Below are 18,229 nucleotides of genomic sequence, written 5' to 3'. Positions count from 1 at the left end.
AGAGGCGGAAGGACTCTGGAGCGCGGCAGGTCGGCGTCCTCGAGCGTCGGGGTCAGAGTCCTTGGAGGCGCAGGCTCACCACGGGCCTGGTGGCACCAGATCCTCGATCTGGGTCTTCTTTTTCTTCTCGACCTTCTTCGCTGGACGACGGGACGGCTTGGCCGTGGTGGCCGCAGGCGGCGCGGGTGGCGCGGGCGCCAGGCTCTCGGGAGCCGGTGGCGGCACGGGTGTAGGGGAGAGTGGCAACGACTCCACCCCAGGCAGATCGACGGTGCTCTTCGCCTCCGGCGGTGCGGGCTGGGGGCTCGGCTGCTGCGGCTGGCGCGGCTGGCTCAACTCGTTTTCGATCTGCTCCAGACCCGGAGTGGGACGCAGTCCCACCCGGGCGGCGCCATGACTCCAGAACAACCAGAGCAGCACGCCCACCGCCGCGACCGCGGCAATGATGGTCCAGGAGCGGTTGGAGGCGCGACGCGGCGGGCGCCGCGGCGTCGTCTCCACTTCCAGGAGATCGGGCTCGCGCTCCACGAGTCGACCCGAGATGGCTTCGTAGCGCCGGAGCAGCAACCCCACGTCGAGGCCGAGGAAGTTGCCGTAGTTGCGCAGGAAGCCCTTCACGTAGGCGTCGGCGGAGAACTCGCCGAAGCGATCGCTCTCCAGGTGTCGCAGCATGCCGGAATTGATGCGAGTACGGGCGCTGGCCTCGTCGATCGACAGTCCGCGCGCTTCGCGTGCCTGCTGCAGGAGCTCGCCGAGGGTCTGCACATTGCGGCCGAGATCCGCGGCGGATGCAGAGGGCGATTCGGGCGCAGCGCCGCCTGCCCCTGCGGGCGGGCGCGGACGGGGCGCCGCGGGCGTCTCGTCCAGCTCGAAGTCTGCGGTCTCCACCCCGGTCTGCGTCTCGACCCCGAGGGGCAGCCGATCGCGACCGCGGCGTTTCTTTTTCCGCCCCATCAACCCTTCCCGGACAACTCGGACAGGCTGGACTGCAGCCGGGCGCGGCGGCCCAGCAGCTCCTCCCGCCGTGTCCGCTCCCCCTCCACCACGGTTGCCGGCGCCTTGTCGACGAAGCCCCGGTTGGCGAGCTTCGCCTCCAAGCGTTGCAGGTCGCCGTCCACCTTTTCGAGCTCTTGCGCCAGACGCCGCTGTTCCGCCTCGAGGTCCACCAGGGCGCCGAGCGGCACGTAGAGCGCCTGATCGCGCACCACCACCGCCGCAGACTGCGGCGGCCGCCCCGTCGCCGGCGTCAGGCTAGCGAGCTTGGCGTGGAGCTGCAGCAGCGCGCCCGTCTCGCCGGCCCAGGGCCCGAGATCACCCGTCGCCGAGCGCACGAGCGCCGGCGCTTTTTTCCCCGGCGGCACCCCTAGCTCCGACCGGAGCGTGCGGAGCGCGCCCGTCGCTTCCATGACCAGGGCGAAGCTCGCGGCCGCAGCAGCGTCCTGCAGGGCGCTGCACTCCGCTGGGAACGCCGCGGTCAAGACGAGTCCGGTGGTGCCCGGGAGTCGACTCCAGAGCTCCTCGGCCAGGAACGGCATGAACGGACTCAAGAGCTTGCAGGATTGCGCGAGCAAGACGAGGGCCACGGCGTGGGCGGTGCGCTTGGAATCCCGCTCCTCGCCGTAGATGCGCGGCTTGATCGATTCCAGATACCAGGCGCAGTACTCGTCCCAGAAGTAGTGGTACAGACGACTGGCGGCCTCGTTCGTCCGCAGCGCCTCCATCTGCGCTGCCACCGCCGCCTCGGTCTGGGCGAAGGCGTGCAGGATCCAGCGGTCCTCGAGCTTGAGGCCGCGGAGCGCCGCCGCCGGCAGCGGCCGCCCGAAGGCGTCCTGCCACAAGCGCGCGCCAGCCGCTTCGAAAGGCGTGCCGACGGGGCTCGCTGCCGGGCTCGCCGGCGGCTCGTGCAAGCCCAACTCCACGTCCCAGCCGTCGCGGTGAGCGCTGGTGAGCACCAAGCGCGCGGCGTTCCAGATCTTGTTGGCGAAGTGGCGCCCGGTCTCCAGGCTCTTCTCCTCGAAATAGATGTCTTGCCCCGGCGGCGAGAGCATGACCATGGCGAAGCGCACCGCATCGGCGCCGTGGCGGTCCATGAGCTCGATGGGGTCCGGCGAGTTGCCCAGCGACTTCGACATCTTCCTCCCCTGGCCGTCGCGCAGGATGCCGTGGAGCAACACCTGCGCGAAGGGCACCGTGCCCATGAACTCCTGGCTCGCCATGATCATGCGCGCCACCCAGAAGAAGATGATGTCCGGACCGGTGACGAGCAGCGTCGTCGGGTGATAACGCTGCAGGTCCAGAGTGGCCTCCGGCCAGCCCATGGGAGAGAAAGGACAGAGCCAGGAGGAGAACCAGGTGTCCAGCACGTCCTCGTCCTGGGTGAAGGCGGTGCCGCCACAACGGCTGCAAGAGTCCGGCGCGGCGTGGGCGGCGAGGACGGTGCCGCAGACGCTGCAGGTGAAGACCGGGATACGGTGCCCCCACCAGAGCTGCCGCGAGATGCACCAGTCCTGGATGTTCCGCATCCAGTGCAGGTAGACGTTGCGCCAGCGCTCCGGGTAGAAGCGGACGCGCTCTTCTTCCACGGCGCGGAGAGCGGGCGCCGCCAGGGGTTGCATGCGGACGAACCATTGCTCCGAGAGGTACGGTTCGATCACCGTGCCGCAACGATCATGAGTGCCGCGGCTCATGGCGTGGGGCTTGCTGCCGACGAGGAGTCCCTCGGCCTCGAGACGCCGCAGGATCTCGGCGCGCGCCTCGAAGCGGTCGAGTCCGGCGAGCGGGCCCGCGAGGGCGTTCATCTTCCCTTCCTTGTCGATCACCACCGGCATCTCCAGGCCGTGCCGGCGTCCGACCTGGAAGTCGTTGGCGTCGTGCGCCGGGGTGATCTTCACCATGCCGGTCCCGAACTCGGGATCCACGCTTTCGTCGGCGAGAATCGGGATCTCCCGCCCGAGCACGGGCAGGCGCAGCTTCTTCCCCACCAGAGCGGCGGCGCGGGGATCGCGGGGATGGATGGCCACCGCCACGTCGCCCAAGATGGTCTCGGGGCGCGTCGTCGCCACCTCGACGTGGCCGCCGTCGAGGCGGGGATAACGCACGGTCCACAGTGTGCCCTGCAGCTCCTCGTGGACGACTTCCTCGTCGCTGATCGCGGTCTGGCATTGGGGACACCAATGGGTGACATAGCGACCGCGGTAGACGAGGCCCTTGTCGTAGAGACGGATGAAGACCTCGCGCACCGCGTGGCTCCGGTGCGCATCCATGGTGAAGTACTCGCGCTGCCAGTCCAGCGACCAACCCAGACGCTGCATCTGTTGCACGATGCGCTGGTGCGAGAGTTCCTTCCATTCCCAGCAGCGGGCGACGAAAGCCTCGCGGCCGAGGGCGCGGGGGTCCAGGCCCTGCTCGCGCAGGCCACGTTCCACGACTTTCTGCGTGGCGATGCCGGCGTGGTCGGTGCCGGGCCACCACAGGGTTTCGCGGCGGCGGAGGCGCTGGTAGCGGACGATGACATCTTGAATGGTGCTGGACAGCACGTGCCCCATGTGCAGCGCGCCGGTGACGTTGGGCGGCGGCAGGAGCACCACGAAAGGGGGCCGCCCGTCGGCCGCCGCGCGCGGCGCGAACGCTTGCGCTTCCAGCCAGCGCTGGGTCCAGGTCGGTTCGACCCGGGCAGGTTCGTAGGCGCCTTCGAAGCTCGCGTCGCTCATGAAACCTTTCCAACGGGAAGGCGGACGGCGGTGTGGGGCGGTCGGACCCGCGAGGGTACACACGGCTGGCGGCCCCGGTCAATGCACGGGATCGTCGCGCGCCGCTTCAGCGTGCTTGGCCCAAGTAGAAACCCAGCACGCCGACGAACATGTCGAGCTTGAGGATCCAGCTCACGCGCACCAGGTTGCCCGGGCTGGTGTCGCGGAACATGAGGAGCGTGGCGAGGAAGAGGAGCGGGAGCACGGCGCCGAAGAACACCAGCAGATAGCTCGGACCGACGAGACGCAACCAGTACGGCGAGGGTCCGAGCGCGGTGAAGAGGAGGAAGAAGATCAGCGCCACGCCGAGGGCGCGACGCGCGCCGAGGCGCCGGGCGAGGGTGGTGGCGCCGCAGGCGCCGTCGCCGGGCAAATCCTCCACGTCCTTGACAATCTCCCTCCCCATGAGCAGGAAAAAAGCGAGGAGCATGGGCAACCAGGCGACGCCCGGCCGGCCAGCGAGCCAGGCGCCGGCGACGAAACCGCTGCTGCACACCACGGCGACGGCGACATTGCCGAGCAGGAAGCTGCCTTTCAGGACCGCGCTGTAGGCGTAGAGGAGCAGGTGCCAGAGCACCGCCACCACCAGCATGGGGGGACCTGCCAGCGCCGCCGCCACCAGCGATGCCGCCGCGAGCCCGCCGTAGTAGCGCCGGCACTCGGCGCGGCTCAGGCGTCCCGACGGGATCGGGCGCCGGGGCTTGTTGATGCGATCGATGTCGGCGTCGAAGGTGTCGTTCACCACGTTGCCGGCGGCGGCGACCAGCACGCCGGCGACGAGCGCCCAGGCGAGCGTCGCGTCCGGCGGCCCGCCTCCCGCCGCCGCCCAGCCGGCGAGGATGACGAGAGCTGCGACGGCGAGGTTGTGGGGCCGGGTGATCTCGACGCGATTCCAGAGGAAGTGCAAGGCGCGGCGCGTCATGAGTCCCGATCGTATCAGAGTCCTGCAGCAGGTCCCATCGAAACCCGCTTCAGGGATCCAGGCGGATCTCCGCCGCCAAGCGCCCATCGCGCCCTTGCGTACCGGTGGCCGCCTCGCCCCGCGCCGTGATCGCCAAGCGGCGGTGGAGGAAGACGCGCGCCCCCAACGTCAGGCGCTCCTCCTTCCATACCGGGGCGCTGGGAAAGGGGAGGTCGTAGGGGGTCCCGGGGATCCAGGCGCTCAGGTCCCGGTTGCCGGCGCCGCGGCGCGTGTGCGCCAGCTCCAGGTCCAGCAGCCAGCGCGAGGTGGGAGCGCAACGCAGCCCGAGCTGCCAGCGGTCGGCATCGGGGCCGAGGGGATGTCCGAGCCAGGGGTCGAGCCCCGGATCTCCCGAACCGGCGACATAATTGTTGAGGCTGTCCCGGTGCACGTACACCCAGCGACCGAGCGCCACGTAGCCGAGGCGCAGATCGAGATCGGCGCCACCCAGCACCACGCCGCGGCGCCAGCCTGCCCGCAACCCCAGTCGGTTGGGAGCCGGGTCGCCGTCGTAGATGAAATCGTCCAGCAGCAGCTCGGTGTCGAAGATGCCGAGCGGCGAGGCCCATTGGGCGTCGAGCCCCAAGAGCGCGTTGTCGTCGGCCCGTTCGTTGAATTGGTTGCCGTAGTAAAAAGAGAGGGGGAAGAGATACGCGGGTTCGAGGTGCGGGCTCACGTAGACGGCGGCCTCCTGCACCCCGAATCGCACCGGACCCAGGTCGACCTCGAGGCGATGGGCGGCGTAGTTGCGCCCGCTCGACACGGAGAGCCAGCCCGCCGTACTCGCCAGCCGCAAGCGTCGCAGCTGGAGCTGCACCTGCACGCCGTCGAGAGAACGTCCAGCGGCGGAGACGAGGAGCTGATCGCCATCGGGGCCGGTTCCCCAGGCGGCGTACTCGCGCCCGGCGACGAAGCGCAGATGGCGCCCCGCCAGCGCCAGGTAGGCGCGCTCGTCGTTGGAGGTGAGGCCGCGCCAGTTGCGCTCCCGCGAAGTGACGTCGTTCTCGCCGGTTCTCCGCCCTTCTTCCTCGCCGAGGAACACGTCGTAACGCGTGTCGTACGCCGCCCAGTCGCCGTACCGCAGTACCGCATCGAAGCGCGTGCGACCCCAGGCGGTGCCGTCGGAGTCGGGGCCGGCGGCGGTGCCGAAGTTGCTCTGGCCGCCGGTGGCGGCTTCGAGATCGAAGGCGAAGCCCCAGTTCTCTTCGCGCAGGCGGAAGAGCGGCGGATCGAACCGGCGTTCCGCCACGGCCAAGCTCTCGCCGCGAACGAACTCGTCCTCCAAGCGCGCCAGTCGCGCCACCTCGACACGACTCAAGCGTCCCGCCTCGCGCTCGTGCGCCAGGCTCTGCACCCAGGCGCCGACATCGCGCCGTGCATAGGGCCGCATTCCGTGCAGGTGGAGGAAGCCGCGGCTCTCGAAGTGCTCGAGCTCCGCATAAGCCCAGTGTCCCGGCGGCAGGGCTTCGACCTGCGCCCTGGCCGGCGCCACCGCCACGAGGAGGAGCAACGCCTGGAAGAGCACTCTGCGCCGTGCGTCCATGCACACCATCCCGCGCCTGGTTCGCCGCCGGGCGGCGGCGCCGGGGAGAGTGCATGGGGTGGGCCAGGAAATCCTGGCGCTCAGGGGGCGGCGGCGTGGGCCGCCGCGGCGAGCGACTCGAGGCGAGCGGCGAAGGCGCGGCTCGCCGCGCCGCGGTCCCGCTGGGAGCGCACCACGTCGACGAGGGCGCTGCCGACCACGGCGCCGTCGGCGAAGCGGCAAACCTGCTGCACCTGCTCGGGAGTGGAGAGCCCGAAGCCGACCACGACCGGGAGATCCGTCGCCGCGCGCACGCGGCGCACGAGAGGCTCCGCCTGACTGCCGAGCACGTCCCGCGCCCCCGTCGTGCCGGTGACCGCCACGGCATACAGGAAGCCGGTGGCCTGCGCCGCCACCGCACGCAGCCGCGCCTCCTTCGTGGTCGGCGACACCAACAGCACCGAGGCGATCCCCTGCGCAGCAGCCGCGGCGAAGACCGGCTCTCCTTCTTCCGGCGGCAGGTCCGTGACCAAGAGACCGTGCACACCCGCCGCCGCCGCACGCACCATGAACGCCTCCACCCCATAGGCGAGCACCGGGTTGAGATAGGTCATGAGCACGAGAGGCGGCAGGTCACGCTGCCCGGCGAGGAGGTCGAAGAGCGCGTCCGCGTGCATCCCCGCCGCCAACGCCACGTCGCTGGCGTGACAGATGCTCGGTCCATCCGCGACCGGGTCGCTGTAGGGAAGGCCGATCTCGACGCAGTCCGCCACCTGGGTGTGGCCGAGGAGGGTGGCGAAAGTTTCGAGATCCGGATAGCCCGCGGTGAGATAGGGGATGAACGCCTTACGCCCGGAGGCTTGCAAAGCCCGCATGCGCGCGCCGAGAACCAGTGGCACGGATCACTCCACCCTGGCGCCCGCGACATGGCGTTCGAGACGCGCCGCGCTCCGCCGCGCCCGCGCCAAGGTGAGGAAGAGATCGGCGCGGCGGTAGGCATCGCTGGCTCGGTCGCGCTCGCCGAGCTTGTCGAAGCAGACGCCGAGCAGATGGTACGCCTTGGCGTGGTCGGGGACGAGATCCACCACCTGCTGCAGGAGTCGCACCGCCTGGCGCGGCATCTCCAGGCCGTTGTGGCACACCGCCATGGCGTAGAGCAGGCGCGCCGAGGGCGGGCGTTCCTCGCTCTCGGCCTCCTCGAACTGTTGCAGGGCCCGATCGTACGTCCCCTTGCGCACGTGGCAGAGCCCGAGGTAGTAGCGCGCCTCCTGGTGCCCGGGCTGGGCGCGGAGCGCGCGCCGGAAGCAGCGGATGGCATCGTCGTAGCGCCGCAGCTCGAAGTAGGCGGCGCCGAGGTTGTAATGGCCTTCGATGCTGTGCGGCGCCAGCGCCAGGCCCTCGCGGAATTGCTCGATGGCGAGGTCGAAGCTGTGCGCTTCCGCGTGCAGAGCGCCGAGGTTGAAGTGACCTTCCGCATCGCCTGGCGAGAGCTGCACGGCTTTGTGAAACTCCCGCAGCGCCGCCTGGCGCTCGCCGCGCAAGTCGAGCAGGTAGCCGAGATTGGTGTGGGCCCGGGCGAGAGTCGGATCGAGCTCGAGGGCGTGGCGCAGGTGTTTCTCCGCCGCCTCGAGATCGCGCTGGCGCAGCAGGAAGCTCCCGAGTCGATACCAGGCTTCTGCTCGCTGCGGTTCCAGCTCGGTGGCATGCACCAGCTCGCGCCGCGCTTGTTCCTCGTCGCCGCGCTGGGCGTAGACGATCCCAAGCCAGCCGAGGGGCGCGGCGGCGCCAGGCTTTTGCGCCGCCCAGCGGCGGAAGCACTCCTCCGCCAGATCGAGGGCGCCGAGGTCGAGGGCGAGGGTCCCGAGGGCCTCGAGCGGCGGCTCGGACTGCTGGCGCAGAAATTCCTGCCAGCGCTCCAGTGCTTCGACCCGGTGTCCCCGGGCCTGCAAGGCGAGGCACAAGGCCCGCAGCGCCTGCAGGTCGGCAGGCGTACGCCGGGCCTGTCGCCGCAACCGCAGCAAGCTCAGATTGGGCTCGGAATCAATGAGTTGATTCAATCGCTGCAAGTGATTCGAGAAGGTGCCGGCCACGCAACTCCCCCACCCTGGGTGTGGCGCTGGCGACGCCCACCCTGTCCCCACCACCCGAACCACACGGGAGCCAAAGCGGCTAGCGGACTTCTCGGGCCACCAGGACCTCGCGCACCACGGAGGTCAACTCGGTGGTGTTCGAGGACTTGACGAGATAGGCGTCGGCCAGCCAGGAAGAGAAATCGTCCCGGTAGGTCGAGTAACCCGAGTTCAGGATCACCGCGAGGGCCGGCTGGACCTCTTTCATCCGACGCAACAGGTCGAGGCCGTTCTCGGTCTCCAACTTGATGTCCAGGATGACCAGGTCCGGCGTGGTTCCGGCGATGACCTGCAGGGCCTCCGCACCGTTCGCCGCCGTGACCACCTCGTGCCCCTCGTCCTCCAGCTCTTTCTTGTAGAGCTTGCGAACATTGACCTCGTCGTCCACCACAAGGATCTTGGGCATGGCGGCTCCTTCGCTGTTGCCGACCTTAGTGCGCCTCTCGGAGGGTGTCAACGACGCGGGCACCCTTGCCACGCGCCGCTCCGGCGACAGCATGCGCCGCCGCCTCGGGAGGCGTTCTCAGGGCTCCCACTGCAGCTCGAGCACGATGTGAAGCGGCACACCGGGCTCGAGCTCGCCGCGCCGGATGAGCACGGGAATGCGCAGCTCCCGCGCTTCGGGCTGCTTCGGCGGCGCCGGGCCGCGTTTCGCTTCCGCGGGCGTCCGGCGCAAGGGATCCCGGATGAAACCCTGACCGCCGCGGCGCGCCGGCCGCGCCGGCTCGCTGGGCAGCTCGATCGTGCGGCCGTAGTCCACGGGCTCGCTCGCTTCTTCCGCCTCCTGGTCCGCGAGGAGCGTCGGCCCGCCGAGATTTTGCGGTGGGCGCGGGAACGAAGTGGTGGGCGGTCCGCTCGGTGCCTGCACGGGTGGCGCGCTCGCTGGCATCGGCCAGGCCGCGCTCGGCGATGCCGCTTGCGGATTCGCCGGCATCGGCCAGGTCGCACTCTGCGATGCCGGACGCTGGACGGGGCGCGACACCGGGGCCGCGGCGAGCGCGCCCCCGGGTTCGCCCACGCCGCTGTCGCGACCGGCCCCGGAGTGGCGGCCGAACTCGCTGCGCAAGCGTAGGAAGAGCAGCCGTGACACGGCGTGCAGCGTCTCGTAGACGCCGCGGCCGGTGGCGGCGGCGGCCTCGAAGTACGGCACCCCGCGCGGGTTGAGGGCGCGTTGCATCTCCTCGATGCTGTGCACCTGCGGCAGATCGCGTTTGTTGTACTGCAGGACCCAGGGCATCCCCTCGAGGCTCAGGTTGTTTTCCCGCAGGTTCTCTTCCAGGTTGGCCAGGGACTGCATGTTGTCCTCGAGCTTGCCGAGCCCCGAGTCGGCCACGAAGACCACGGCATCGGCACCCTTGAGCACGAGCTTGCGGGTGGCGTTGTAGAAGACCTGCCCCGGCACGGTGTAGAGGAGGAAGCGGGTGCGGAAACCGTGGATCTCGCCGAGCTCGAGGGGGAGGAAATCGAAGAACAGCGTCCGGTCCTGACGCGTCTTCATGGAGACCATCTTGCCGCGGGAGTCGCCTGGAACGCTGGCGTAGATGCATTCGAGGTTGGTGGTCTTTCCGGACAGGCCAGGACCGTAGTAAACGATCTTGGCGTTGATCTCGCGTCCGGCGTGATTGATGAGCACCATGGGCGGCTCCGGTCGAAGAGAAGCGATCCCAGGACCTGACGTCCCCGCGTCAGCAAGCGCCGTTCCGGAGTCGCCGTCCGCCCTCGCCCGCCACCGGGAGAACCCTGGCGATCCTCCTGGAAACGAAGGGCAACACCCAGGCCTCGCACGGCGCGGCTGTCCGGAGAGTGGTGCATTCTTCGCCGCTCGCCAGACTTTCCGTGGTCTCTTTGCGCTTGTCCCCTGCGAGTCGCGAGGGCAGAGCCTCTGGAACCTCTGGAATCCCGGTCGGTGCGGGCCCCGATGCGCTGCTCCCGGATCTCCCGAGGCCGCATGCGGCGCCGCCGCGTTGGGGGCGAGCGGGGTGGCACCGCTCTTGTTCCGCTCCCCCGCGTGGCTCGCGACGGGCTCGTGCCGCCGCGCCCGGTGCACGCCGTGTGGCGTGGTCGGGGCGGTGCATTGACCCCCCGAGGGCGGCGGGACTAGACTCCCGTTCTGCACCTCGAAGTCGAGAACCGCTTGCATGGCGCGGACGACGCGGAACAGCGCTTGCCGGAGGCACCATGTCCACGACCCCCAAGATCCTCAACGAGATGTTCGGCCGCTTGCTCGGCATCCAGGTCGGCCCGCAAGTCACGGACAAACTCACCCCCGTCATCGACGGAGTCATCGACAAGGTGCACGGGAGCCTCGATCTGGACACGGTGCAAGGACAGAACACGCTGCGCGCCCTCATCTGCAGCATGGTGGTGCACGGCTGGGGTCTCGGCATGCATCCGGACAACAATCCCACGATGGACCAGGAGGCCAAGCCCATCGAGGTCAAGGTCTGCAAGGACATCCTGGTGCCGATGGACCACCTGAAGTCGCTGCGCTACCTGAAGAAGGACTCGTACGGCCGGGTGAAGAAGGTGCTCTTCGAGCCCGACCAGAACGCGCGCATCCGCGGGCAGATCGATTCCATCCTGGGCGAGATCGCCAGCCAGAAATGGGTGGACGATTGAGTCGGGGTGGAGGAGCGGCGCCAAGCCGTCTCAGAAAACCTTCTGTCCGTCGGCGAGAATCTCGTTCAACGCGTCCTTGAAGTAACTGGTGCCCTGCAGCACCTGCCGATCCACCTTCGCCTTGTAGAGATCCCAGGCCCGGTTCACCTCCGCGCCCAGCGCGCTGGCGAGATTGCCCTCGTGCAGCGCCCGATCGCGTTCGTCCTGGTTGTAGACGAGGATGTCGGAGACGAGCGCCCGCGCCAGGCGGCGGGCGCGCTCGTGCGCGGCCCGGGGCGCCTCACCGGCCGGCGCCACGGTTGCCGGCGGGGATGCAGGCGCCTTGCCCGGTTGGAACGGCGCCGTCTCCAGCTGTGACGGCGGGGCCGGGGCGGGGGCACCGAAATCGAGGGTGCGCTCCGCTTGCCACACCGGCTTCTTCCCGAGCGCCGGCGGCGGGGCCGCGGGAGCCTTGGGCGCCGTCGGTTTGAGCGGCGGCGCTTTCGGCCGCGGGGGCAAGCGCTCGTCGCGCTCCAGACCGAGGAGTGGCGCCGGCGCTGGCGTCAGTGCAGACGCGGGCGCTGGCGTCGGTGCTTCGGCTGCGGGCTTGAACGGCGTGGGAAGCGGCGGCGTCGAGGCCGGCGTCGGCCGCGCCATCACCTGCGGCGTGGGATGCGGCGCCGGTCGAGGCGCCGGCGTGAGCGGCGACAGGGACTGCGGCGTCGAGCCTGGACCGCGGACGCGGAACAGGTTGCCGCAGCCGGGACAGCGAACGCGCAGACCCGCGGCCGGAATGGTTTCTGTCTCCAGCCGGTACGTGTTCCGACAGCTCGGGCAGCGCACGAACATCGCGAGTCTTCCTCCAGGCGTCGCGCTCCGCGCCACCGCCTGCCATCTCCGGGTGCTGCCGGGAACGCAACTATCAGGCCACAGAGGCGCGCGGAGTCGCTAGCCGATCGCCGCCAGCGTTTCCTGCATCTGATAGTGCGTCGCCAGGTGTTCGCGCACGCCCCGGTGCTCCTCCTGCACCAGCTCCGGATCCTGCTCCAGCACGGCGAAGGCGGCGCTCCGTGCGTTCTCCAGCAACTCCAGGTCCTGGCTCAGATCGGCGAAGCGGAGCGCCGGCAAGCCATGCTGGCGCGTGCCCAGGAAGTCGCCGGGCCCGCGCAGCCGCAGGTCGAGCTCGGCGATGGCGAAGCCATCCTGAGTCTGCGCGAAGGCTCGCAACCTTTCCAGACTCTCTTCGCTGCTGCTGCGCTCGGCGAGGAGGAAGCACCAGGCGGCTCCGCCGGCCCGACCGACGCGGCCGCGCAGCTGGTGCAGCTGGGACAGACCGAAGCGCTCCGGGTGGTGGATGATCATGATGTCCGCGGCGGCCACGTCGATCCCCACCTCGATGACCGTGGTGCTCACCAAGAGGCGCAGGGAGCCGCGGCGGAAAGCTTGCAGCAGCGCTTCCTTTTCCGCCGGCCGCAACCTGCCGTGGAGCAATCCCATCGGCACGCCGGCCAGGGGCCCGCTCCGCAGGCCTTCGAACTCCTCCGTGGCGGCGCGGAGGTCGATCTTGTCGCTTGTCTCGATGAGCGGGTACACCATGTAGGCCTGACGACCTTCTTCCACTTGCGTGCGCACGAACCGCAGCATGTCGGCGCGACGTTGCAGCGGCACCAGGCGCGTCTCCACGGGCCGGCGTCCGGGCGGCTTCTCGTCCAGCACCGAGACGTCCAGATCACCGAAGAGCGTGAGCGCCAGGCTGCGGGGAATCGGCGTCGCCGAAAGCACCAGCACGTGCGGCCTGCCGGCAGCACCGCCTTGCTGCAGCCGCAAGCGCTGCATGACGCCGAAGCGATGCTGTTCGTCGACCACGGCGAGGCCGAGGCGGGCCCAGCGCACCTCGTCCTGGATGAGCGCGTGGGTACCCACGACCAGATCCAGGTCGCCGCTCTGGATGCGGGCGCGCAGGCGTTCCTTCTCCGTCTCGCTGCGCGAACCGACGAGAACGTCCAGGCGGACTCCGAGGGTGGCGGCGGGCTGCAGCAGGCGTTCGGCATGTTGCAGCGCCAAGGCTTCCGTCGGCGCCATGAGAGCGCCCTGGAAACCGTTGCCGGTGGCGCAGAGGAGCGCCGCCACCGCGACGACCGTCTTCCCCGAGCCGACGTCGCCTTGCAGGAGACGCTGCATGCAACGCCCTGCGGTCAGGTCGGCGAGGATCTCGTCCAGCACCCGCTGCTGCGCCGCCGTGAGCGCGAAGGGCAGGCCTTCCAGGTAACGCTGGTGCTGCGAGCGCTGCCGTTGCAGCAGCGGGCCGCGCTCGCCGGCGCGGGCGCGCTGCCGCCTTCGCCCCAACACGGCTTCCACCAGGAAGAGCTCCTCGAACTTGAAGCGCCGCCGCGCCTGCTCCGCTTCCTCGGCACTGGCGGGGAAATGCAAGGCAGCGAGGGCAGCGCGGCGCTCGGGCAGGTCCTGGAGCACCGCCGGCGGCAGGATCTCGTGCACCTCGTGCAGATGCGAGTCCAGGGTGTGGCGCATCAGGGTGCGCAGCCACTTCTGCGACACGCCGCGCACCAGAGGGTAGAACGGCACGATGCGCGCCGCGTGCAACAGCTCCTGCCCCTCGTCGTCGGCGCGCTCGAACTCGGGCTGGCGCATCTCGAGCCGGCCACGGCTCGACACCACGCGGCCGGCCAGGACGAGGCGCTGTCCCGGCTGCAGGATGTCGCGCACCCAGGAGGTGTACCAGACGATGCGCAGGCGGCCGCTCTCGTCGGCCACGGTGGCGACGACGCGCCCCGGCCTACCCCCCCAGCCCGGGCGGGCGTGCAGGCTCTCCACTTGCACGCGGACGCAGGCTTCCTGGTCGGGCTGTAGCTCGCGGATGCGGTGCAGGTGGCTGCGATCGTAGTACTGCCGCGGCGCGTGCAGGAGCAGATCCTCCACGCTGCGGATGCCGAGCTTCTCCAGGGCTTCCGCCTTGCGGGGGCCGACGCCCTTGAGATAGCGGCAGGGTTCGTCGAGTCGCGCGGCCATCGCCGAACATCGTAGCAGAGGTGTCGGCGGCGGCATGCAGCCGCAGGCTCGCCGCGCCTCGCGCACCGCGCTGCCCGCCGCCGTGGCGACCACCGTGGTCCGGTTAGACGCCGGACGACTGCGGGCTCGGAACGAAATCGCGCAGCAATGCAGCGAGGTCGGGGAAGCGGAGAGCGCGCGCTTCGAGGCAACGGTACACCACGTCCGGGAGACTCTGGCTCCCGGCGCTTTGGCGGGCCGCGCGCAGATGTTCGAGCGCCGCTGCCGCAGCGCCGCTGCCATGGCAAGCCACCGCCGCGAGCAGGTGCGCCGGGCAACGGCCGGGATCCACAGCGAGAAGGGACTGCAGGCAGGCGAGACCGGCGTCGTGGCCACCGGTCTCGATGTACGCGACCGCGGCCAGCTCGAGCAGCGCCGGGGACACAGCCTGGCCGCGCAGTGCCGGCTCGAACCAGCGCAGCGCCTCGGCGGGCGCACCGCGCCGCAATGCCGTGCGCCCTAGGTGCACCGCCGCTTCGGCAGCGTAGAAGTGGGCGAGGTGGGTGAGCGGATCCCCCCGCGGCGCTCCCGCCGCGAGGGCGCGCTCGAAACCCACGAGAGCTCGCTCGTAGTCACCGGCGTCGAAGGCGCGCATGCCATCACGATAGTGTGCGCTCGCCGCGCCACCGAGCCAGCGCCTGAAGAAGGACATCGCCTCCTCCGGCTGCTCGTCCCCTACCAGGCTCGTCGCTTGGCTGCTGCGAAAGCAAGAGGGTGAAAGTCGCGCGCCATGCTCCAGCCCGGCCGACTCAGTCCATCTGCCGGCGTAAGAAGGCCGGCACGTCCAGATCGTCAGCGTTCCAGCTGCTCCACCCGGCCCGTGGCAGCACCAGGTGCGGCCACTCCACCGCGCGCTCGCCGGCCACCAGAGGGCCGCCGCGCGGCAGCGTCTCGGGCGGCGCCGCCGTCTCTTCCACCTGCAATGCAAGCCCCGGGCCGAGATCGAGAGCACTCGCTCCACCTTGGCCGCGCGGCTCGAGGTGCGGTGCCGCTTCGGCGTGCAGCGATGCGGGCGCCAAACGCGCCGCCGGGCCGGCTTGCGCCGCGCTCCGCGCTGCTGGTGCCGGCGCCGCCGCGGCGCGAGCTGCCTCGCTCTCCTCCCGCGCCGTTCCCGGAATCAAGCGCGTCACCCGCGCCGCCGGGCGCTCCCAGGGCGCCACCGGGCGGGACTTGGGTCCCTCGCCCCGCTGGCTGAACTCGCGCGGCAACGCCGCCGTCGCCCGCTCGCTACCGAAGCCCGTGGCGATGACCGTGACCCGGAACTCGGAATCGTTGGCCTCGTCCACGACGGCGCCGAAGATGATGTTCGCCTCGTCGCCGACCGCTTCCTGCACCAGCGAGGTGGCCTCGCTCACCTCGTGCAGTGTCATGCTCGGGCCCCCGGTGATGTTGACCAGGACGCCGCGGGCGCCGTGGATGTCCACGTCGTCGAGGAGCGGGCTGGAGATGGCCTGCCGCGTCGCCAGGGCGGCGCGATCGGGGCCTTCGGCGACGCCGGACCCCATGAGAGCATCGCCCATGTTGGCCATGATCGTTTTCACGTCGGCGAAGTCGAGATTGACCAGCCCCGGAATGGTGATGAGATCGCTGATGCCGCGCGTCGCACACAGCAACACGTCGTCGGCCATGGAAAACGCCGTGACCAGGGGCGTCTCGGTGCCCACGATCTGCAGCAGCTTCTCGTTGGGGATGACGATGAGGGTGTCCACCGCTTCCTTGAGGCACTTGATACCATCGTTCGCCGAGGAGTTGCGCCGCTTGCCTTCGAAGTTGAAGGGACGACTGACGATGGCCACGGTGAGCGCCCCCAGCTCGCGGGCGAGGCGCGCCACCAGCGGCGCGCCACCGGTGCCGGTGCCCCCGCCCATGCCGGCGGTGACGAAGACCATGTCGGAGCCCTTGAGGGCGTCGACGATGAGACCTTCGTCTTCCTCCACCGCCTGCCGCCCCACATCGGGATTGCCGCCGGAGCCGAGGCCCTTGGTCAGCTTGGAGCCCACCTGGAGCCGCTGGGTCGCGCGGGAGAGCTTGAGAGCCTGCGCGTCGGTGTTGATCGCCAAGAAGTCCACCCCGGAGAGCCCATGGGCGATCATGCGATTGATGGCGTTGCCGCCGGCACCCCCGACGCCGATCACGGTGATACGGGCCAGGTTCTCGCACTCACGTTCGAACTCGAACATCGTCAACCTCCAGGTCCACCCCACCCTCCAGGGGCTCGTGGCCGCCCTGCCGGGCGGCGGCTTCGATGCTGGTGGCCCGCCGGACCGCGGCACCAGTGGTCCGGCGCGCCGCCGCGGCGGCGAAAACGTGACGCAAACGCTGCACCGCGTCGCGCCAGGCCGGCCCGCGGCGCGCCCCGTGGGCAGCGCAACGCGAGGCGTAGTCGAGCAGACCGAGCGCGGTGGCGCTCGTCCGCTGCCGGAGTGCCGCTGGCGCCGCCGCGGCGGGGATGCTGCTGCACTCCTCCGCCAGCCGCGCCGGCAGGCCGAACACTGCTTCCGCGACCGCCACCGAGCCGGGCAGCCGAGCGCCCTGACCGCCGAGGACGACGCGGTCTCCTGGCGCCAGTGCTTGGCTGCGGCGCAGAGCGTCGCGCACCAGACCGAGCAGTTCGCGCCAGCGCGGCTCGATAACGCCAGCCAGAGCTTCCTGGCCGAGCCGAGCGCTGCCTCCGGCGCGGCGGATCTCGGTCTCCGCCCCGGGCGCCGCGGCCGTGACGGCGGCGACGCCGAAACGTTGCTTCAATTCCTCCGCGGCGGCGAACTCGAGCTGCAGCGCATAGGCCAGATCCCGGCTCACGTGCGCCGAACCCACTCCCAGGCAGGCGAGACCTTGCAGGACGTGTTCGCGATACACCACCGCGCCGATCCTCTCCGCTCCGATGTCCACCAACACCGCGCCACGCCGGCGGTCCTCCGCACCGAGCAGCGCCCCTGCTGTCACCAGCGGTTCCGCTGCCACATCGAGGAGCTCCAAATCGAGGTCGGCGAAGACCCGCTCTAGATTGTCCAGTGCCAGGCGCGACGCCGTGACCAGGGCGCATTCGACGACGAGAAGCCGGGCCCGCACACCGACAGGCGAGCGCGCCACCGTGGCGCCGTCGACGCGATGGCTGGTCGGGAGGACGTGCAGCACTTCCTGGTCCGGTGGCAAACCGATGCATGCCGCCTTCTCCAGGGCCTGCTCCAAGTGCGTTTGCCGCAGCGACACCGGCAGCTTGAGCTGCAAGCTGCCGCTCGTGCGCAGCATGCCGAGATGGGTGCCGCCGAGCGCAGCGATCGCCCGGCGCAAGGGAATGCCGGCCTGACGGACCGCTTCCTGCACCGCGGCGCCGAGTTGCTCCCGCGCCAACTCGCGATGCACCAAAACACCATCGCGTCCGGCGCTGCACGGCTGCTCCGCGGCAGCGCAGAGCTGCAAGCCAGCGGCGTCGCGCACTGCCGCCAGCACCCGCACCGCGGAGGAGCCGAGATCGACGAGCAACAGCCCCTCGCGCTCCATGTTCCTAGCCCCGACCATGTCGCGCTCCTCGGGGCGGCTGCTCCACCACGATCTGGTCGCGAAAGCGCAAATCCAGCCGGGCCGGCGCCTGCGCCAGCATCGGCAACACCAAGGAGAGCTTGTCGAGCCCTGCTTCCAGGTGCTGCACCGAAAGTAAAACCCTGGTCTCCGGTTGTGCCAGGAGCAGAACGAGGTCGTCGTTGCGGCGTTCGAGACGGGAGAGGGCGAGGCCAGTCTCCTGCAGCGCTTCCTGCACCCGTTCGAGGCATCGGCTCGCCTCCGGTTCCAGGCACTTCCCGTCCTCGGCCAGACCGAAGCCACCGACCCGCAGCAGACCGGGTAGGGCGTGCTCCTTGGCGAGGACACGCCCCCGCCCGTCGAGGACGACGCCGTTCTCCATTTGCATGGCGGCGCGCCGGGGCGTGACCCGCACTTCCAGCGTTCCCGGCGCATGGCGCGCGAAGCGGATCCTCATCTTGTCGGCATCGAGCCGCAGGAGCCCGCGCAGTTCCCTCTCCGGCAGCAGGTAGAGCGGGCGGCCGTGACTGGCAGCCTCGAGAGCCTGGCAACGCGCGGCAGCGGGACGCAGGTGGCCGCTCCAGACCACGTGGCGCACCGAGAAGGCAGGCGAGAGAAGGGCGACGAGACAACCCAGAGCGGCGAGGGCCATGCCTGCCGCGGCGCGCAGTGGCGGCGAGAGGAA

General features: G+C 70.2%; 13 protein-coding genes and 2 pseudogenes. 1 reads left to right on the top strand and 14 read right to left on the bottom strand.

Annotated elements, in window-relative coordinates; all coding sequences use genetic code 11:
• Nucleotides 1-75 precede the first annotated feature (75 nt).
• The 8 genes and pseudogenes from VFE28_14105 to VFE28_14070 all read right to left on the bottom strand — a co-directional run bounded on the left by VFE28_14105 (nt 76) and on the right by VFE28_14070 (nt 9,997).
• Nucleotides 76-954 carry a helix-turn-helix domain-containing protein gene (locus VFE28_14105; GenBank protein ID HZM17130.1) on the bottom strand — a complete coding sequence of 293 codons (879 nt, stop codon included), beginning with the start codon at nt 952-954 and terminating at the stop codon, nt 76-78.
• On the bottom strand, nt 954-3,710 hold the full coding sequence (locus VFE28_14100) for a valine--tRNA ligase (protein ID HZM17129.1): 2,757 nt from the start codon (nt 3,708-3,710) through the stop codon (nt 954-956). The genes VFE28_14105 and VFE28_14100 overlap by 1 nt, the downstream gene beginning before the upstream one ends.
• Nucleotides 3,711-3,816: 106 nt before the next feature.
• Nucleotides 3,817-4,671 (bottom strand): geranylgeranylglycerol-phosphate geranylgeranyltransferase, encoded by an 855-nt coding sequence (locus VFE28_14095; protein HZM17128.1) that lies wholly within the window; start codon nt 4,669-4,671, stop codon nt 3,817-3,819.
• 49 nt (nt 4,672-4,720) lie between these two features.
• Entirely contained in the window at nt 4,721-6,253 is a 1,533-nt protein-coding gene (locus VFE28_14090) for a hypothetical protein (protein HZM17127.1), read from the bottom strand.
• Nucleotides 6,254-6,333: 80 nt separating this feature from the next.
• A complete protein-coding gene (trpA, locus tag VFE28_14085) occupies nt 6,334-7,131 on the bottom strand; it encodes a tryptophan synthase subunit alpha (GenBank protein ID HZM17126.1) in 798 nt (265 codons plus the stop codon).
• 3 nt (nt 7,132-7,134) lie between these two features.
• Entirely contained in the window at nt 7,135-8,322 is a 1,188-nt protein-coding gene (locus VFE28_14080; GenBank protein HZM17125.1) for a tetratricopeptide repeat protein, read from the bottom strand.
• Nucleotides 8,323-8,401: 79 nt separating this feature from the next.
• Nucleotides 8,402-8,767 (bottom strand): response regulator, encoded by a 366-nt coding sequence (locus VFE28_14075; protein ID HZM17124.1) that lies wholly within the window; start codon nt 8,765-8,767, stop codon nt 8,402-8,404.
• 669 nt (nt 8,768-9,436) lie between these two features.
• A pseudogene (locus tag VFE28_14070) lies at nt 9,437-9,997 on the bottom strand (GTPase domain-containing protein).
• A gap of 542 nt (nt 9,998-10,539) precedes the next feature.
• Here VFE28_14070 and VFE28_14065 point away from each other — a divergent pair.
• Nucleotides 10,540-10,980 (top strand): hypothetical protein, encoded by a 441-nt coding sequence (locus tag VFE28_14065; protein ID HZM17123.1) that lies wholly within the window; start codon nt 10,540-10,542, stop codon nt 10,978-10,980.
• A gap of 30 nt (nt 10,981-11,010) precedes the next feature.
• On the opposite strand, the gene VFE28_14060 is transcribed toward VFE28_14065, so the two are convergent.
• The 6 genes and pseudogenes from VFE28_14060 to VFE28_14035 all read right to left on the bottom strand — a co-directional run bounded on the left by VFE28_14060 (nt 11,011) and on the right by VFE28_14035 (nt 18,196).
• Nucleotides 11,011-11,808 (bottom strand): zinc-ribbon domain-containing protein, encoded by a 798-nt coding sequence (locus VFE28_14060; GenBank protein ID HZM17122.1) that lies wholly within the window; start codon nt 11,806-11,808, stop codon nt 11,011-11,013.
• 99 nt (nt 11,809-11,907) lie between these two features.
• On the bottom strand, nt 11,908-13,986 hold the full coding sequence (gene recG, locus VFE28_14055) for an ATP-dependent DNA helicase RecG (protein ID HZM17121.1): 2,079 nt from the start codon (nt 13,984-13,986) through the stop codon (nt 11,908-11,910).
• Nucleotides 13,987-14,089: 103 nt separating this feature from the next.
• Complete coding sequence (locus VFE28_14050; protein HZM17120.1) at nt 14,090-14,677, bottom strand: hypothetical protein; 588 nt, start codon at nt 14,675-14,677, stop codon at nt 14,090-14,092.
• Between the two features lie 559 nt (nt 14,678-15,236).
• Nucleotides 15,237-16,205: pseudogene (gene ftsZ, locus VFE28_14045) on the bottom strand (cell division protein FtsZ).
• Complete coding sequence (locus VFE28_14040; GenBank protein HZM17119.1) at nt 16,186-17,544, bottom strand: cell division FtsA domain-containing protein; 1,359 nt, start codon at nt 17,542-17,544, stop codon at nt 16,186-16,188. The pseudogene ftsZ and the gene VFE28_14040 overlap by 20 nt, the downstream one beginning before the upstream one ends.
• Entirely contained in the window at nt 17,531-18,196 is a 666-nt protein-coding gene (locus VFE28_14035) for a hypothetical protein (GenBank protein ID HZM17118.1), read from the bottom strand. Before VFE28_14035 ends, VFE28_14040 begins: the two co-directional genes overlap by 14 nt.
• Nucleotides 18,197-18,229 lie beyond the last annotated feature (33 nt).

It is taken from the genome of Candidatus Krumholzibacteriia bacterium (assembly GCA_035649275.1).
Taxonomy (GTDB): Bacteria; Krumholzibacteriota; Krumholzibacteriia.
Note: the sequence above shows the minus strand (reverse complement) of the source record. Positions and strands in the feature narration are given on the sequence as shown.

Excerpts from the sequence above, each read along its gene's own strand:
- VFE28_14105 (HZM17130.1), bottom strand. The coding sequence starts at position 954 with ATGGGGCGGAAAAAGAAACGCCGCGGTCGCGATCGGCTGCCCCTCGGG.
- VFE28_14050 (HZM17120.1), bottom strand. The coding sequence starts at position 14,677 with ATGTCCTTCTTCAGGCGCTGGCTCGGTGGCGCGGCGAGCGCACACTAT.
- VFE28_14060 (HZM17122.1), bottom strand. The coding sequence starts at position 11,808 with ATGTTCGTGCGCTGCCCGAGCTGTCGGAACACGTACCGGCTGGAGACA.
- VFE28_14040 (HZM17119.1), bottom strand. The coding sequence starts at position 17,544 with ATGGTCGGGGCTAGGAACATGGAGCGCGAGGGGCTGTTGCTCGTCGAT.
- recG (HZM17121.1), bottom strand. The coding sequence starts at position 13,986 with ATGGCCGCGCGACTCGACGAACCCTGCCGCTATCTCAAGGGCGTCGGC.
- VFE28_14095 (HZM17128.1), bottom strand. The coding sequence starts at position 4,671 with ATGACGCGCCGCGCCTTGCACTTCCTCTGGAATCGCGTCGAGATCACC.
- VFE28_14090 (HZM17127.1), bottom strand. The coding sequence starts at position 6,253 with ATGGACGCACGGCGCAGAGTGCTCTTCCAGGCGTTGCTCCTCCTCGTG.
- VFE28_14065 (HZM17123.1), top strand. The coding sequence starts at position 10,540 with ATGTCCACGACCCCCAAGATCCTCAACGAGATGTTCGGCCGCTTGCTC.
- VFE28_14075 (HZM17124.1), bottom strand. The coding sequence starts at position 8,767 with ATGCCCAAGATCCTTGTGGTGGACGACGAGGTCAATGTTCGCAAGCTC.
- VFE28_14100 (HZM17129.1), bottom strand. The coding sequence starts at position 3,710 with ATGAGCGACGCGAGCTTCGAAGGCGCCTACGAACCTGCCCGGGTCGAA.
- VFE28_14035 (HZM17118.1), bottom strand. The coding sequence starts at position 18,196 with ATGGCCCTCGCCGCTCTGGGTTGTCTCGTCGCCCTTCTCTCGCCTGCC.